Consider the following 17,076-nt stretch of genomic DNA (forward strand, 5'->3'; position numbering starts at 1 on the left):
CCAATTATCGTTGAACAAATTTTTGAAATCATTAAAGAGCTTAACAACGAAGGAATTACCATTCTCTTAGTTGAACAAAATGCCTATCAGTCTCTACAAATCGCAGATCGAGGATATGTCATTCAAACCGGAGAAATTAAATTACATGGTAGAGGTTTAGATTTGATCAAGAATGAGGAAGTAAGGGAAGCCTATTTAGCTTAGGTGAAAATTGTGAAAATTTTTGCCTGTAAAGTGTCTTTTTAAGAAAGCAATATCAATACCATTCAAAATCAGTGATATTCCTTCATTTTAGGGGAAAGTAATTTATCCCCACAGTGAAGGAATATCACTGTTTTTTTATGCTTATTATTTTTCATCTTTGTCCATAATTGGTACTAGATAAAATATCCATGATGGAGGATAAAATGAAACTTCTAAAAGTTATCATCATATTTGTTGCATTTGTGCCCTTACTTATCTCATGTAGTCATGGAGCAAGACAAGAGGATACAGAATTAGGTTTTAATAGACCAACACAAGATGAAACACTGCTTGAAAAGATACAGAAAAGACCAGTATATTTTCTATTGATTGGAATAGATTCAAGAGGGGAAGAACACTCAAGGTCCGATTCAATGATCTTATTACAATATGATGGGGAAAGTAATTCCGTAAAGTTGGCTTCGCTGATGAGAGACAGCTATGTCATGATTCCATCGACACCTGATGGAACCATACAACATAAACTCAATCATGCTTATTATTTAGGGGGAGAAAGGTTATTACGTGACACAATTAAGCAGAACTTCAATATTTCCATTGACCATGTGGTAACTATTGATTTTCAGGGTTTTGCAAGAATGATCGATTTACTATCGCCTGAAGGAATAGAGGTTCATGTGACAAAAGCAATGATTGAAGATATGAATTTCAATTTACAACCTGGAGATCATTATTTACACGGGAATGACCTTTTAAAGTATGTAAGATTTAGACATGATGGAGAGAGTGATTTCGGGAGAGTTGCAAGACAACAGGAAGTGCTAGTCAAAATCAAGGGGTTACTTGCACAACAATTGAATTCAGCAGAAGGAATTCTAAGTCTTCCGGGAATGGTGAATGAGGGGATGGAGTTCATTCAAAGTGATTTGACGAAGAGTCAGATATTATCCCTCTCCGCCAAAATTCTATTTGACAGGATAGACACAGTTGATACGATAAGAATTCCTATTACGAATAGTTATACTAATGAGACATTTAAACACGCTGGAGCAGTACTTCAACTTGACTTAGAAAAGAATGTTGAGGCGCTGGAAAATTTTTTTGACTCTGAAAACACCCCAACGAATCCACTATGAAGGATTCGTTGGGGTGTTTTTTGTGAGTATCACCTCAGATTTCTATTCGATGGCTGCCCACATTTCAGGTGGGTTTAATTCATATACTGATTCATGACGATCCATCACACTATTGATAATGAATTCTCTTCGTAAAGTAGCAAAGTCATCATGATATTGCTTAATGTATTCATTTAGTTCCTTCTCAGGATATTTTTTCCCCATCTCTAAGCCTTTTGCTAAATGGTATAATACGATCAATTTCTTTTTTCGTTGTGATGGTATGTTTTTAAGTTTTCCATCCTTCGTTAAGAAATTTTGTAGAATCGATTGGTGTTCTGATAATTGATCTTTTGGCATACTTTTCTTTTCTCCTCCATTTAATGTATTTGTCAAAGCTAAAGAGTACTGTTCGAAATCCTTTGCATTAAAATGGTAATATATCGTGTTTTTATCCCTTTTTTCATGGATGATATTGGCCTCTTTTAATTTTGCTAAGTGATGAGATATGGTAGGCGGACGCAGTCCTAACATCCCAGCTAATGCAGCATTATGCTTAGGTCCGTGTGATAAAAGAATGCAAATCCTAATTCTCGTTGCATCGCCCATCACTTTGTGGAAATTGACTATTTTGTTTAATTGCATTGCAACCTCCTATATTAGATAAATATCTAATTAGATGATAATCTAATTAGAGTTTATATTCAAGTCTTAAAATCTTTTTAATTTTCAATATTAGGAGTATAATGAGCAAATCATAGGAATGGAGGTAAGTATGGCAACGACACATGTTTTTACAAAGAAAGAAGAGCTCGTCAATGCACTTACTCATGGTATAGGTGTAATTCTCAGTATTACAGCATTGGTTTTCTTGATAATTCGTTCTGTAACAGAAGGTACAGCATGGCATGTTACTACTTTTATTATTTATGGTGTCAGCATGCTAGTGCTTTATCTTTGTTCCACATTAGTGCATAGCTTTCCACCTGGAAAAGCCAAGGACATATTTGAAATCTTTGACCACGCGGCAATCTATATTTTCATTGCAGGAACATATACACCTTTTACTCTTATCGTAATAAATGGTGCCTTAGGTTGGACGATTTTAGGTATTGTATGGGGAATTGCAATTGTTGGAATTGTTTTCAAAGCCTTTTTTGTGAAAAGATTTCTGTTTTTATCTACGGTTTTATATGTAGTCATGGGGTGGCTAATTGTCATCGCTTGGCATCCTCTGATAACTACTTTGCCTTTCGCAGGTCTTCAGTTATTGGTAATTGGTGGTGTTCTATACACTGTCGGAGCTATTTTTTATGTATGGAGAGGATTTCCATTTCATCATGCAATCTGGCACATCTTCGTAATACTAGGTTCTATTGCCCATTTCTTTTCCATATTGAATTATGTTTTACCCATCACAATGTAAGGGGCTAGGGATGATTCCTAGTCCTTTTGTTTTTGTTTAAGAATTTTCTGACTTGTTATATAATGGATATCTATATATATATAATGAAAGTGGTGGTACATATGGAACAGGTCGTAGAACGAATTTTTAATGAGTCAATCATTTCGCAAGGTGCAGAACTGTTTTTAATAGAGAACAATTCATTGAGTAAAATAGGAGACTTTGAGAACTATATTTTTTCCGGATTAAGAAATGGCACTCCTGTCGTCTTACGCTTCACTCATAGTAGCCATCGATCGCATGAGCAAGTGAAGGCTGAAATTGAATGGGTCGATTATTTACATAAAAATGGTATTTCTGTCTATGAACACTTTCATTCAAAACAAGCTGCATTATCTGAAGCTTTGACGGCTGAAGATGGTACTCAATTCTTTGTTTGTTGTTATGAAAAGATGCCTGGAGCAAATTTGAAGTGGAGTGAGTTTAAAGAAAATCCAGAACTTATTGAGCTTTGGGGAGAAGCAATCGGAGGCATGCATAGCGTTACTAAAAACTATGAGGTAAGGCCTGGTGTTCCCAAAAGACCAGATTGGGATGAAGAAGATCTGTTGGATATAGAAAAATATATGCCGAATGTAGAAGGTGATATAGTTGAATATCGTAACTCTATCCTTAATGAGATTCGTGGACTAACTAAAAATAAGGATACATACGGTATGATTCATTCAGATCTTCACTTAGGGAACTTCCATTATCACGAAGGAAAATTATACTTATTCGATTTTGATGATTGTTCGTACCATTTCTTTGCTAGTGATATCGCCATTCCTTTATATTACACTTGCATGGCAAGAGGTTTTTCTGAAAAGGAAGGTATGGATGACTTTGGGGCAGAGTTTTTAAAGAACTTCCTAAAAGGGTATAATAAATTTCATTCTGTTTCAGAAGAAGTCATTCAATCTATCCCACTTTTCCTACGATTGAGGGATGTCGTTTTGCTATCTGTCGTTTACAAAAAGTTTGATTTAAATAATTTATCACAAAATGAAAAGAACTTTTTTGACAGTGTATATAATAGAGTGAAATCACGTAAAACGATTGTCCAATTATAAGGCATCAAAAAAAAGCGAGGATCACCTCGCTTTTTTAAATTACTTGTTTGAGATATTAAATATAAGAGCAACTAAAGGCTAAAGTTTGCCCATCATAATTATTTTATGTTTAGGCAGCTAGTTTTTGGTCAGTTTTTGGTAGTAATCTTGCAGATGCTAAGCGGTTACGAACTAAAATTCCAATCCAAGAAGCAAGAGCAGCTTTTACCAGTCCGCCAATGATAAATGGCGTCAATCCACCTGCAATTGCAGCTTCCCAAGAAAGAGATGCGGCAAATTTTAACCAAGCAGTTCCCAACACCAAAGTAATAACCATTCCAATCGTGTTAGCAATCATAGCATGGACAAAAGTAAACTTTGTTTTTTCTAAGTAATAACCAATAATAAATGCTGTTGGAACAAATCCTACTAAATATCCTCCAGTTGGACCTACCAATTTTGAAATTCCACCAGACATTTCAGCGAACACTGGGATTCCAGCAGCACCGATGAACAAGTATAACAACACTGATAAAGTTCCATATCTTGATCCTAAGATTGTGGCTGCTAATCCAATTGCTAATGTTTGCCCAGTAATTGGCACCAAAGGAAGTGGAATAGTAAATTGTGCAAAGACTCCGATGATTGCTGCAAATAATGCTGTTAAAATCATTAATTTCAGTTTCTCACGTTCTTGGTTCATTATGTATACCTCCTGAATGTTTATGTTAACTCCAAATATAACTCAGTTAACATATTTAGTTTAAAATCGTCTAATAATTTTGTCAAACAGTTTTTTAGAAAAGTAATTTAATTGAAGGTTTTAGTTATCCAAAAGATACATGCAATAAGAAAGAAATTATTTCCTTTCTTTAATGGAAAAGATTGACTATAATAATTAAAGATTTTATAAAAATTTTGGAGGTACAATAATATGTCAAAAACACTAGTTGGCGTTATACATTCATCAGGGGTGACTGTAGTTAACTAAAATTTACACATGCACTCCTGCTACTAAAAGATAAACTGAATAGGGTAGGAGATTAGAAATATGTTAAAAAAGAATACGTTAGGTGCTCATAATAGTCGGATTTTATTCTGGGTTCAATTTTTTGCTTCGGCAAGTTTTTTACAGCCTGTTATCACACTGTTTTATATGCAAAATGGTTTGACTGAAAAAGAAATATTTTGGCTAATCATGTGTTGGAGTGGAGCGGTATTACTCTCAGAGGTTCCAACGGGTATATATGCAGATAAATTTGGACCTAAAATTTCATTCATGACAGGGGCACTAGTAAAAATTTTAAGTTTAGCATTACTTTTAGGTGCTGACATACCAGCACTACTTTTTCTAAGTAGCTTCCTAAGTGGGTGTTCAGTGACATTCTTCTCAGGAGCAGATGAAGCACTACTTTATGAATCGTTGAAAAAATCCGGTGACGAAAACAAAATGGATCGAGTTATGGGAAGAATCTCTTCTGCAACCTTTATCACATCACTTGTCACTGTATTTGTTGGGGCGTTTCTTGCAAAAGATCTTACAGAAGGCCAGTTTGAATTGCTCATCTATTTAGGAATGGTTGCATTCTTATTTGTTTTCATTTTGTCAGCTTTTATTATTGAGCCAAAAGTAGAAATATCATACCGAGAAAATGCGTTTAGCCATGTAAAAGAAGGGTTCCATGTTATAAAGAAAACACCAGAATTGTTTCTGATGTTCATGAATCTAACTCTTGTATTCATACCTGCAGCTGCGGTGTTTCAAAATTTTGACCAACCATTACTGTTAAATGCCGGAATATCTGTTGTTGGTATTGGAATAGTTTATTCAATAGCAGCTATTATTGGATTTTTCGCCACCCATCGCTTAGATTGGCTATTGGACCGAATTTCAGGATTGAAATTGTTCTTTATTACGGGGCTTGCTGCTGGAGTATCACTATTGATAATTTCACAATTAGGGGATAAATCACTTGTTGTGATTCTATGCTTCTTGGTGCTACGGTTTGTAAGTGCAATTCGTTACCCGATCTATTCCCAAATTCAGAATGATCTCATTCCATCCCATGTGCGTGCTACAACCATTTCATTATTGTCGGTCCTGGATTCAATATGTGACCTTATCATATTTGGAAGTTTGTCAGGGATAGCTGTATTCGGCCTTTCTCCTATCTTCATGGTATGTGGAATCATTGCCATACTTGCATCCTTCATTCCTATCAGGAAGGCAAAAGAGTCAATCAAAAACAATTTAGCAGTATAACAAGATCAGCCTTTCTCCCATTGTAAATAGGTGGAAGGCTGTTTATTTTAGTTAGGGATTACTAATAGAGATAGTTTTATAATCAAACTGGTGTTTCAATAAATGTTACTTTAATGATGTTTTCTGTTTTAGTGTTAAATTCAATACTAACAATTACACCGATTTCTTTATTAATTTGTTCTGCCAATATATTAATTGAAAGTAGTGATTTTTATGGAGAACATTCTTGTACTTGGGGGAATCTCATTTAATTTAATGATCCATGTTGATGAATTTCCTCAACCCGTTGCACAAACTATGCATTCTGTAAGGTCTTATCATGAGACCCTTGGTTCAACAGGTGGCGGAAAGTCGTTAAACTTAAAGAAATTGGGGTTTAATGTAAATTTTTACGGCGTAATTGGGGAAGATGATTACGGAGATAAAGTGGTTTCCTATTTCAAAAAAGAAGGAATTCCTTTTCATTATGATGTAAGTCCGAACGGGACAGAACGACATCTTAACTTTATGAAGAATTCTACTGGCGAAAGACTATCAATTTTTCTGAATTCAACACCCGATAATATTCAAACAAATAAAGAACAAGTTGAGAAACTCATTCAAGAAAGTGATTATGTATTTTTGAACATAATCCAATATTGCAAAGACTTCATTCCTTTACTCAAAAAACATAAGAAAGAAGTTTGGGTAGACCTTCATGACTATGATGGAAACAATGAATATCATCAGGATTTTATTGAAGTTGCTGATGTTATCCAATTTAGCTCCGAAAATAATCCAAGGTACAAAGAAACAATGGAAGAATTTTTGTTAAGAGGAAAAAAATTAATTATTTGCACACACGGGGACAAAGGTTCAACCATTTTAACACAAACTGGTTGGTTAGAAACACCAGCATTAAAATTTGATGTAATTGATACAAATGGTGCAGGCGATGCCTATTTTTCTGGGATCTTATATGGATTAACAAAAGGATATGAAATAGAAAAAACAGCGAAAATAGCTTCGATAGTTGGTGGAATGGCAGTCACTTCAAAGGAACTAGCATCTAATGAACTTTCAAGTGATTTCGTGGAAGAAGAATATGAAAAAGTATTTTATCCTAAAGCTTAATAATAATTTTATTGTATAAAAATCAATGAAAATCAAGCATCGGGTAAATCCGTTGAAAATAGCGAAAATGATATCGAAAATCGTCAAACAGTATAGGACCATCTGTAAATTGATAGTGCTCTAGAAAGGAAATTAGGATTTCTTCATCATTAATCGAGTCAAAAATCCCTGAAATATAGAACTGATTTTTGAACCGTGAGAATATTTGTGATTGATTCATAAAATCCATGATTTCTTCAACTTGATGAAGTTCCACAAGTCATCAACTCCTTAAATCTCATTCTTTCCAAATGGTTGATTGTTAATCGATTTACAAGAATGAATACTAAATAAAACCCCGGAGAATGAATTCTCCGGGGTTTTGTGCATGTTTAGCTATACATTTCAGCTACTTGTGCTTGTAAGTTTTTATCAGATAGGTATTCGTCATAAGTAACTTGTTTATCAATAATACCTTTAGGTGTGATTTCGATGATACGATTCGCAATTGTTTCAATGAATTGGTGATCGTGTGATGCGAAAATCATAGAACCTTTGAAGGCAATTAAGCCGTTATTTAAAGCTGTGATAGATTCAAGATCCAAGTGGTTCGTAGGTTCATCTAATAATAGTACATTCGCGCCACTTAGCATCATTTTAGAAAGCATACAACGAACTTTCTCTCCTCCGGAAAGAACGCTTGCTTTTTTTAATACCTCTTCACCAGAGAATAGCATTCTACCTAAGAACCCACGTAGGAAGCTCTCGCTGTCATCCATTGGTGAATATTGACGTAGCCAGTCAACCAATGTTAATTCACTACCCTCAAAGTATTCAGAGTTATCCTTCGGGAAGTACGCTTGAGAAGTCGTGATTCCCCATTTGAAAGAACCGCTATCCGGCTCAAGTTCTCCAGCCAAGATTTTGAATAGAGTCGTTTTTGCAATCTCATCACGTCCGACGAATGCAATTTTATCACCCTTATTCATAATGAAGCTTACGTTATCCAATACCTTTACGCCATCAACTGTTTTGGAAAGTCCTTCAACACGAAGTAAGTCATTCCCAATTTCACGTTCAGGAGTGAAGTTCACATATGGATAGCGACGAGAAGAAGGTTGGATGTCATCAAGAGAGATTTTATCCAATAATTTTTTACGTGATGTCGCTTGTTTCGATTTAGACGCATTGGCACTGAATCGTGCAATGAAGGCTTGAAGTTCTTTGATTTTTTCTTCTTTTTTCTTATTTGCATCTTGAGTTAGTTTTTGTGCTAGCTGACTAGATTCGTACCAGAAATCATAGTTTCCAACATAAACTTTAATTTTACCGAAATCTAAATCTGCTATGTGTGTACACACTTTATTCAAGAAGTGACGATCATGGGATACTACAATTACTGTATTTTCAAAATTGATTAAGAATTCTTCTAACCATTGGATTGCTTTAATGTCCAAGTGGTTGGTAGGCTCGTCCAGTAGTAATACATCTGGTTTGCCGAAAAGTGCTTGAGCTAGTAATACTTTTACTTTCTCTCCACCATCAAGTTCAGCCATTTTTTTGTAATGAAGGTCCTCTGTAATTCCTAAGCCCTTTAGAAGGATGGCAGCTTCTGATTCTGCTTCCCAACCGTTCAACTCAGCAAATTCGCCCTCCAATTCAGCAGCACGAATTCCGTCTTCATCCGAGAAGTCTTCTTTCATATAAATAGCGTCTTTTTCTTTCATAATGTTGAAAAGACGTTGGTGTCCCATTATTACTGTTTGTAAAACTTCATGCTCTTCGTATTCGAAGTGATTTTGCTTCAATACAGCTAATCGCTCATTAGGTCCTAATGCTACGTCACCAGATTGTGCCTCAAGCTCACCAGAAAGTATTTTAATGAAAGTTGATTTTCCTGCTCCATTCGCACCAATCAATCCATAACAATTGCCTGGTGTGAACTTTATATTTACATCTTCAAACAGTTTACGATCACCAAATCGCAGACTGACATTTGTAACTGTAATCATGTATTTTGTTTCCTCCAATATTGAATTAGTACAGGAATTCCGGACTAGAGTTTATTATTGTTGTGATAAAGGTAGACAAGCACCTTAAAATTCCCGTGTTTTAGGCTATTGTAATTATAATTTCTATCTTGACATCATGCAAGGAAAGGTTTTATCATCTCACACTTTTATCTTTTTGGAAAGTAAAGAAGAAGTCCGTAGACTTATCCTTGTAGTTATAGGCATTGGTACAAGCATTATTGAACAAGACCAATATTATATAAGTAAAAAATACCCTGGATGTGATTTCTTTGATTAACTGGCGAGTTAGATTTAAAAATCCCACGTGGCTTGTTACCGTAGGGATTCCAGGCACTTTATTGCTTGTACAAATGCTTTTATCTTTTATCAATCAGTTTATTTTTCCTATCGGTTATACACTCACAGATGATGCATTAAACGGGATTATGAAATTCATCAACTTATTTGCTGTAGTATTTCTCGGTATTGGAGGAGTAGTTGACCCTACTACTAAAGGTATTGGTGACAGTGAACATGCTATGAAATATACACAGCCAAAATAGGTTTGATTTAGGGAATGGAGAAATCAAATCCATTCTCTTTTAATTTTTTTCAAAATATATAGGAAGTTTTGAAACTTTTCTTTAAGGAGAATCGTTAAATACTATAGAGACTACGTATGAGGGGGAGCGAAGGTGAAGAAAATAAAAGGAATCGTTGTGACCATCATGTCTTTCATCTTTCTGAGCTCCTGTTCAAGTGATGCTAGTCAAATGAAAAAAGAAAACATACAAATCATAGATGAAAATCTAAGATTGAAGGATAAGATTATTGAATTAGAAGAGAAAATCCAACATTTAGAGAATGAAAACAATCTGTCAAGCAATAGCTGATAAAAAACTGTTAAAGCAGGAATGAACTTTAACAGTTTTTTTGTGTTTATCACTAGGTTGATGTGATTCCCTCGCTAGAAACTTCGATTCTATTTTAGCTAATTGTTGATTTATTTTGCGAGGTGATAGGACAAGGTTTAAAACCTAAAGCTTTTCAATTATAATGATTCTGACAATTGTAAACAAAAGGGGAGATTGCAATGAAAAATAGCATAATAAATCATGTGAATGAACTAAAAGAGGATTTTATAGAAATCAGTCAATACATATATGATCATCCTGAACTTGGGGATGTTGAATTTCAATCTTCACAAAAGCTGATAGATTATCTAAAACAGCATGGTTTCAAGGTGGAAAAGGGAATTGTGGGAAGGGACACTGCTTTTAAAGCTACATTTGAGAGTGGAAAACCTGGTCCGAATGTTGCTTTCCTTTGTGAATACGACGCCCTTCCTGGTATCGGACACGGTTGTGGCCACAATTTAATTGGTACGATGAGCATGGGTGCAGGAGTTGCCTTAAGTAAAGTAGTGGAACATACAGGTGGGAAAATTACCGTTTTAGGAACACCAGCTGAAGAGACAAATGGCGCGAAGGTTCCTATGGCAGAACAAGGAATCTTTGCAGACATTGATGCTGCTTTGATGGTCCATCCAGCAGGCGAGAGTTATGAAAGTGGAGAGTCATTAGCCATGGACGCTTTGCAGTTTGAATTTTTCGGTAGAACATCTCATGCTGCAGCGTCTCCTCATGAAGGGATTAATGCCTTGGATGGTGTACTACAGCTATTCAATGGTATAAACGCATTGCGTCAACATGTTAAGCAGGATGTCCGTATCCATGGAATCATTAAGGATGGAGGGACTGCTGCGAATGTCGTACCTGAATATGCGAGAGCGCAATTTTATATTCGATCAAAAGACCGACAATATTTAAATGAAGTAGTAGAAAAAGTAAAAAATATTGCACAAGGTGCCGCAACCATGACTGGAGCGGAGTTGAAAGTAAGTAACTACGAGTTGAGCTATGATGATATGAGAACGAATCAAGCACTTTCTAATGCATTTACCCATAATATGAAGTTGGCGGGTGTAAACGAAGTGTTGCCTGCAAAAGATAGCTATGGAAGTATTGATATGGGGAATGTAAGTCAAGTCACTCCAGCTATTCATCCGTATATCGGTCTTGGAAAGCCTGGATTGATTGCCCATACGAGAGATTTCGCTGAATTGACTGTGTCTGAGGCTGGGAAGAATACCTTAATCCAAGGAATTCAAGCCCTAGCATTAACAGGATACGATGTATTATCTGACGCGTCTTTATTAGCAGAAATGAAGAAAGAATTTCAACAGAAGGTAAAAGGCCAAAAATAAGAAACTCCCTTGACGAATATTGTAAAAGTTGGTATTTTTAATAAGAAAGCTATCCCTTCATTAAAAGGAGAAATGTTATATGTTAGGTGTCGTTCTTAACTAACCCGTGATTTTAATACGGATTTTCCATTCTGTCATACATTAAGAAAGGTTAATTACAACCTTTATTTGTGTTGCGCTTCGAATGGGATGTTAAGAACAAAAAGCACTGCATATAGCAAGGTAATCCTTTTGACAAAGTTTATTTGTCATATTCAAAAAAGGGGATAGTGGGATTATTAACCTTGTCTATTAACCGCAATGACTTAGTTCATTGCGGTTTTTTGCGTTTATATAATCATTATTGGAGGAACTAACATTGAATAATCAAACATTTCAAATATTGGAATTCGTAAAAATAAAACAGGAAATCCAAGAAATTGCAATGACACAAGAAGGAAAATCTTTTATCGAAGAAATGCAACCTTCTTATAACTTAAAACAAATTGAAGCTTGGTTAGATGAGTTGGAGGAAGCAAAAAGAATTCTAGGCATTTCTTCTTCGGTTCCGATATCTGGTCTAGATGGAATGGAGACAATTAGAAGTGGACTTCATAAAGGGATTGCTCTTAGAGTCGATCAGTTAATGAAAGTTCTACTCTTCTTAGATAGCTGTGAAAAAATGAAACGGTTTATGAAGGATAAGGATTACGTCGCGCCTAGAGTATCGACTTATGTTGCAGGAATTGAAGATTTATCCTCTCTTGCTGAAGAGATTATGAGGTGCATCCGAAATAATATGATAGATGATTATGCTTCAAAGGAGCTTTTACGTTTAAGAAAGCAAATTGGGATAGTAGAAGAAAGAATAAAAGAAAAAGCAGAATCAATGGTCCGATCGAAGAAAATGGAAGCCTTCCTTCAAGATTCAATGGTTGTAATCCGAAATGGTAGATACACATTACCTATCAAAAAAGAATATAAAACAAAGGTGAAGGGTAGTGTGTTAGATGTCTCTGCATCTGGTTCAACAGTCTTTATAGAGCCTGAGGAGTTAATGTATTTCCAGGCAGAGCTTGAAGGTTTAAAGAGCCTAGAAATAATGGAAGAAGAGCGGATTCTCTCCTATTTGACAGGATTAGTTGAAGAACACGATATGAAAATTAAGCTTGCCATGGATATTATGGTCACGTACGATGTGCTATTCGCAAAAGCAAAATATGCCTTGAGAACGAGGGCAAACAAGATACAAATCAACGATAGACATTACATTGAATTGAAAAATGCAAAGCATCCTTTATTAGGAGACAAAGCTATTCCGTTGAATCTGACTTTAGGAGAAGGCACCAATGCACTTTTAATAACCGGGCCAAACACAGGTGGGAAAACCGTCACAATCAAAACGATAGGCCTATTATCCTTAATGACACAGTGTGGTCTTCATGTACCAGCTGACGCGGAAAGCCATATTAGCATTTATCAAAAAATACTACTCGACATTGGAGATGGGCAAAGTATTGAGCAAAATTTAAGTACATTCAGTTCCCATTTAAAAAATATTATTTCTGTGTTACAAGAAACCAATGATCATAGTTTAGTCCTTCTTGATGAGCTAGGATCGGGTACAGATCCAAAAGAAGGGATGGGATTAGCTACCGCTATATTGGAAGAACTTTTCATGAAGGGGTGTACGCTCCTTGCAACTACTCACTATAGTGAAATCAAGGAATTTGCAGAAACAACGGCAGGCTTTATGAACGGATCGATGGAATTTGATTTGGAAACATTACAACCCACCTATAGATTATTGCTTGGTAAGGGTGGAAGCAGCCAAGCCTTTGCTATTGCTTTGAAATTAGGGATGCATCCAGCCATAATAAAAAACGCCCATTCCTACACTTATAAAGAAGAAAGAAATTATGATCATACCATTTATGGACACGATATCAAGGAATTAGAGAAACAGCTGGCTCGTAATAAATTTGCTCATTTTCGAAAACCAGAAAAGAAAGTCTCTCATACCGAACAGTTCCAAATGGGTGATAATGTATTGATTACTGCAACCGGGGAGTTTGGAATTGTATATAAAGGTCCAGATGAGAAAGGCCAATATGTGGTTCAAGTGAAAAATGAGAAAAAAGAATATTCTTCCAAGCGTCTTAAATTGTATATTAAAGCTACCGAGATGTATCCAGATGATTATGATTTTGATATTATATTTCAGTCTAAAGATTATAGAAAAAGTAACAAACAATTATCGAAGGGTCATGTTGAAGGATTGACTATTGAGAGGGAATAGGAGAGTAAGCACTAACAAGAATGAATTAAGGTATCATTGACAACAATGATAACAACGGGTATACAGTTATGGTATAACATGGTACAGTATAAAACAGTGAAAAATAAAGGAGGTTTGGCAATGATGAATTTATTGCCCGGTACGGTTGAAGAATTGCTTGTAGACCGCCAAACCGATTTTGGGTACTTTTTAACAAATCGAGTGGAAGATGTACTCTTACCTAATAGAGAAGTAGAAGGTGAGATTGAAATAGGAGATTGGGTAGACGTATTTCTTTATCATGATAAACTAGGCAGAATCACAGCTACCATGAAGATTCCAGCCATTACGGAAGACGTTTATGGATGGGCTGAAGTGGTTGGTAAACAAAAAGATTTAGGTGTGTTTGTAAACATTGGGTTGAGTAAGGATATTCTAGTTTCAAAGGATGAGCTTCCATTGTTTACAGAACTATGGCCTAATACCGGTGATCAACTGTTTGTGACATTGAAACGTGATCGAAAGGATCGTTTATTTGCCCATTTAGCTTCTGAAGACACTATTTTGTCTAACCTGGGGAAAAAACCAAAAGAGAAATTGTTCAACGCAACGCTTTCAGGTAGGGTTTATAAACTGAAAAAGGTTGGCACCTATGTTATTACAGACGAAGGGTATAAAATTTTCATTCATGAAAGTGAAAGACCAGAAGAGCCTCGTTTAGGTGAAAAAATCAGTGTAAGAATCATTGACCTAAAGGATGATGGTAGCTTAAACGGATCTCTGCTACCATTCAGCAAGGATAAGATCGATGATGATGCTGAAGTAGTGTTAACCTATTTAATAGGAAGAGGCGGAGCAATGCCTTATGGAGATAAAAGCGACCCTGAAATCATCAAAGATTTCTTTAATATGAGTAAAGGCTCATTTAAAAAGGCTTTAGGGAAATTGATGAAGGAAAACAAGATTTACCAAGAGGATGGATGGACCTACACTTCCGATAGAAAATAATACTTTTAAATAGTAAAAGGGTTAAGGGAAATCACAAGATTCCCTTAACCCTTTTTTCTATAAAAAAAGCATGTAATTCAAAATACGAATTATCATGCTTAGTAAAAGGTAGAATGAAGTGCAATTTGTTATTCTCCAGCTGCCTTCTTCATTTCAGGTTTCTGTTTTGTGACAAATGGCATCCACCAGTTCCAATCGCCTAATAGCTTCATTAAAGCAGGGACTAATAGCATTCGGATAATAGTGGCGTCAATAAAGATTGCCAAAGCAATTCCAATTCCGATTTGTTTTACAGGGACGACGCCTGTGAAAGCAAAAGCACCTGTAATAACAATCATGATGAGAGCGGCTGAGGTAATAATTTTACTCGTAGAAGCAAGGCCAGCAGCTGTTGCTTCATCGTTGTTGCCGGTTTTGTTGTAGATTTCATGGATACGAGAAATTAAGAATACTTCGTAATCCATACTTAATCCGAAAACTAAACTGAACACAAATACTGGAAGTACGAGCGCGATATCGCTTTGAGACAGCCCGAAATGTCCTTCTTGGAATAACCAGACAAGGATTCCAAAAGTAGATGACAGACCAATCACATTCATGATAATTGCTTTTAAAGGAATAATGACGGAACGGAAGCCTATCATCAGAATGATGTAAGTGGATATCAAGATGATTGCCATTCCAATCGGAAGCTTTTCAAAAATCTCATCAAAGATTTCTTGATTAAATTTAACACTTCCACCAAATGTTAATGGATAATCCCAATCCTTTTCGCTCCAGTCTCTAATCCAATCTTTGGCTTCATCTGAAGAATCTTGTTTAGAAAGAGTTACTGGTAAAAGCAATTTCTCTTCTTTGATAAATTGCTTCAATACAGGTTCAAGGGATTGTTTGCTTTGTGGATTCTTTAATGCCATTTCTAGTTCAACACTAGTTTTCGTACCACTATAGCTATATAAAGATTCTACTTCAGAAACCATATCGTCCTTTTCTAATTCGTTGACTAGTTTCTCAAGATCCTTCAGTCCTTCAGAATCTACCCACGATCCTTTTCTTTCTGCGACTATATAGACAGTACTTGAATCCTTTTCAAGAAATTTGTCTTGAATGATATCCAATGCTTTTCTTGAGTCATATTCTTTCGGCAAAGAGTCTGAATCTGGTATGGCTAATCGAATATTTTGGACTGGGAGTATCCCAATTACCAGAATAGACAATGCGAAGAGTGTAATAATAATGGGACGTTTCATAACACTTTCAGCAAATTTTCTCCAGCCATTTGTTCCTTTATTTTTCGATTTAATCAACATGCCTTTATTTAATTTATTACCTAAGAGCATGAGTAGAGCTGGTAACAAGGTTAAAGAGGTAATGACGGCTAATGTGACCACAACCATTCCGCCGATAGCAACTGTCTGGAAGATGTCAATTTTGATGACCATCATTGCGGCTAAGCCGATGAAAACGCAAAGTGCCGAGAACAAGATTGAACGTCCTGCTGTCATAACCGTTTTTCTGATTGCTTCATATTTATTCGCACCTGTAAATTCTTCTCGGTAACGGTTAATGAACAATAATGCAAAATCAATACTTAAGGCAAGCCCAACCATTGGGACTACATTTAATAAGAAGATGGAAAGGTTCAACTTTTCTCCAAGTAAGGTTAATATACCAAATGAAGAAAGTACGGTTACTGCTCCAATTAGAATTGGAACAATGGATGCTACGACACTTCCAAAAGCAAATAACAACACGACGATAGCGACTGGAAGCCCAATGAGCTCAGCTTTTTTTAAATCGTCTTGACTCGCTTTGTTCATATCTTCCCTAATTACAGGAGCACCTGTCACCATGGAACCATCATACTTTTCCATTGTTTCTCTTACTTTTTTTACTTGTTGAGACATGTTGCTTTCCGATTTATTAAAGGAAAGAATTGTATAAGCATATCCGTCTTTATACAGTTTTGGGTTGTCTAAAGGGGATTGTATGGATTCTGTAATTTTTAAATGTGATAAATCTTGTAATGCTGTATTGATCTCATTTTTAAAATCCGTCTCGGACTGATTTTTTTCCTTTTGAAAGAGAACCAGTAGGCTGGACTTTGGGAGTTCAAAAGTATCGGATAATTCCTTTTGAACGATTTTATAATCGCCATCCATTTCAAATCCATCTCCGTTTAATTTCGATGGAAGTTGAATGGCTAAATAAGATAGAATTACGGCAAGTATAATCCATATTACAAGAAGTGGTTTCCGTAGAGTGACCACTATTGATGAAAGTAGTTTCATTGCATGCTCCCCTTTTATTTAGCAGTCATTCTTCATTATCTATAAAAAGTTATAAAAGATAAAGTATAAAGT

At 35.7% G+C, this 17,076-nt stretch carries 15 protein-coding genes and 1 pseudogene; 11 read left to right on the plus strand and 5 right to left on the minus strand.

Going from position 1 to position 17,076, the window contains the following annotated elements:
- Together DBX25_RS21420 and DBX25_RS14390 are read left to right on the plus strand one after the other, a co-directional pair.
- A pseudogene (locus tag DBX25_RS21420) lies at window positions 1-204 on the plus strand (ABC transporter ATP-binding protein); the annotation flags it as partial.
- Window positions 205-407: 203 nt separating this feature from the next.
- Entirely contained in the window at window positions 408-1,340 is a 933-nt protein-coding gene (locus DBX25_RS14390) for an LCP family protein (protein ID WP_157950980.1), read from the plus strand.
- 42 nt (window positions 1,341-1,382) lie between these two features.
- Here the strand turns inward: DBX25_RS14390 and DBX25_RS14395 are convergent, their stop codons facing one another.
- A complete protein-coding gene (locus DBX25_RS14395; RefSeq protein WP_108671512.1) occupies window positions 1,383-1,964 on the minus strand; it encodes a DUF2087 domain-containing protein in 582 nt (193 codons plus the stop codon).
- Between the two features lie 130 nt (window positions 1,965-2,094).
- Here DBX25_RS14395 and trhA point away from each other — a divergent pair, with 130 nt between their 5' ends.
- Both trhA and DBX25_RS14405 read left to right on the plus strand, forming a co-directional pair.
- Entirely contained in the window at window positions 2,095-2,745 is a 651-nt protein-coding gene (trhA, locus tag DBX25_RS14400) for a PAQR family membrane homeostasis protein TrhA (RefSeq protein WP_108671513.1), read from the plus strand.
- Window positions 2,746-2,846: 101 nt separating this feature from the next.
- The gene (locus DBX25_RS14405) at window positions 2,847-3,836 is read left to right on the plus strand and encodes a phosphotransferase enzyme family protein (RefSeq protein WP_157950981.1); all 990 of its coding nucleotides are present in this window, start codon (window positions 2,847-2,849) and stop codon (window positions 3,834-3,836) included.
- Between the two features lie 109 nt (window positions 3,837-3,945).
- Here the strand turns inward: DBX25_RS14405 and DBX25_RS14410 are convergent, their stop codons facing one another.
- Window positions 3,946-4,518 (minus strand): biotin transporter BioY, encoded by a 573-nt coding sequence (locus tag DBX25_RS14410; protein WP_108671515.1) that lies wholly within the window; start codon window positions 4,516-4,518, stop codon window positions 3,946-3,948.
- A gap of 348 nt (window positions 4,519-4,866) precedes the next feature.
- Between DBX25_RS14410 and DBX25_RS14415 the strand changes: the two genes are divergently transcribed.
- Window positions 4,867-6,078, plus strand: coding sequence for an MFS transporter (locus DBX25_RS14415; RefSeq protein WP_108671516.1), 1,212 nt, complete (start codon window positions 4,867-4,869; stop codon window positions 6,076-6,078).
- Between the two features lie 213 nt (window positions 6,079-6,291).
- Complete coding sequence (locus DBX25_RS14420; protein WP_108671517.1) at window positions 6,292-7,191, plus strand: carbohydrate kinase family protein; 900 nt, start codon at window positions 6,292-6,294, stop codon at window positions 7,189-7,191.
- A 22-nt stretch (window positions 7,192-7,213) separates the two neighbouring features.
- Here DBX25_RS14420 and DBX25_RS14425 read toward each other — a convergent pair whose 3' ends face one another.
- Window positions 7,214-7,447, minus strand: coding sequence for a hypothetical protein (locus DBX25_RS14425; RefSeq protein ID WP_108671518.1), 234 nt, complete (start codon window positions 7,445-7,447; stop codon window positions 7,214-7,216).
- A gap of 115 nt (window positions 7,448-7,562) precedes the next feature.
- Entirely contained in the window at window positions 7,563-9,182 is a 1,620-nt protein-coding gene (locus DBX25_RS14430) for an ABC-F family ATP-binding cassette domain-containing protein (RefSeq protein ID WP_108671519.1), read from the minus strand.
- A 290-nt stretch (window positions 9,183-9,472) separates the two neighbouring features.
- Between DBX25_RS14430 and DBX25_RS14435 the strand changes: the two genes are divergently transcribed.
- The 5 genes from DBX25_RS14435 to DBX25_RS14455 all read left to right on the plus strand — a co-directional run bounded on the left by DBX25_RS14435 (window position 9,473) and on the right by DBX25_RS14455 (window position 14,713).
- Entirely contained in the window at window positions 9,473-9,745 is a 273-nt protein-coding gene (locus DBX25_RS14435; RefSeq protein WP_205685241.1) for a phage holin, read from the plus strand.
- 132 nt (window positions 9,746-9,877) lie between these two features.
- Window positions 9,878-10,075, plus strand: a complete 198-nt coding sequence (locus tag DBX25_RS14440) for a coiled-coil domain-containing protein (protein WP_108671521.1) — start codon at window positions 9,878-9,880, stop codon at window positions 10,073-10,075.
- A gap of 200 nt (window positions 10,076-10,275) precedes the next feature.
- Complete coding sequence (locus DBX25_RS14445; protein WP_108671522.1) at window positions 10,276-11,448, plus strand: M20 family metallopeptidase; 1,173 nt, start codon at window positions 10,276-10,278, stop codon at window positions 11,446-11,448.
- Window positions 11,449-11,806: 358 nt separating this feature from the next.
- Window positions 11,807-13,726 carry an endonuclease MutS2 gene (locus tag DBX25_RS14450; RefSeq protein ID WP_108671523.1) on the plus strand — a complete coding sequence of 640 codons (1,920 nt, stop codon included), beginning with the start codon at window positions 11,807-11,809 and terminating at the stop codon, window positions 13,724-13,726.
- A 120-nt stretch (window positions 13,727-13,846) separates the two neighbouring features.
- Window positions 13,847-14,713, plus strand: coding sequence for a CvfB family protein (locus DBX25_RS14455; RefSeq protein WP_108671524.1), 867 nt, complete (start codon window positions 13,847-13,849; stop codon window positions 14,711-14,713).
- Window positions 14,714-14,841: 128 nt separating this feature from the next.
- On the opposite strand, the gene DBX25_RS14460 is transcribed toward DBX25_RS14455, so the two are convergent.
- Window positions 14,842-17,004, minus strand: a complete 2,163-nt coding sequence (locus tag DBX25_RS14460; protein ID WP_108671525.1) for an MMPL family transporter — start codon at window positions 17,002-17,004, stop codon at window positions 14,842-14,844.
- Window positions 17,005-17,076: the final 72 nt, after the last annotated feature.

Source organism: Peribacillus acanthi (assembly GCF_003073175.1).
In the GTDB taxonomy this organism is placed as follows: domain Bacteria; phylum Bacillota; class Bacilli; order Bacillales; family DSM-1321; genus Bacillus_BN; species Bacillus_BN acanthi.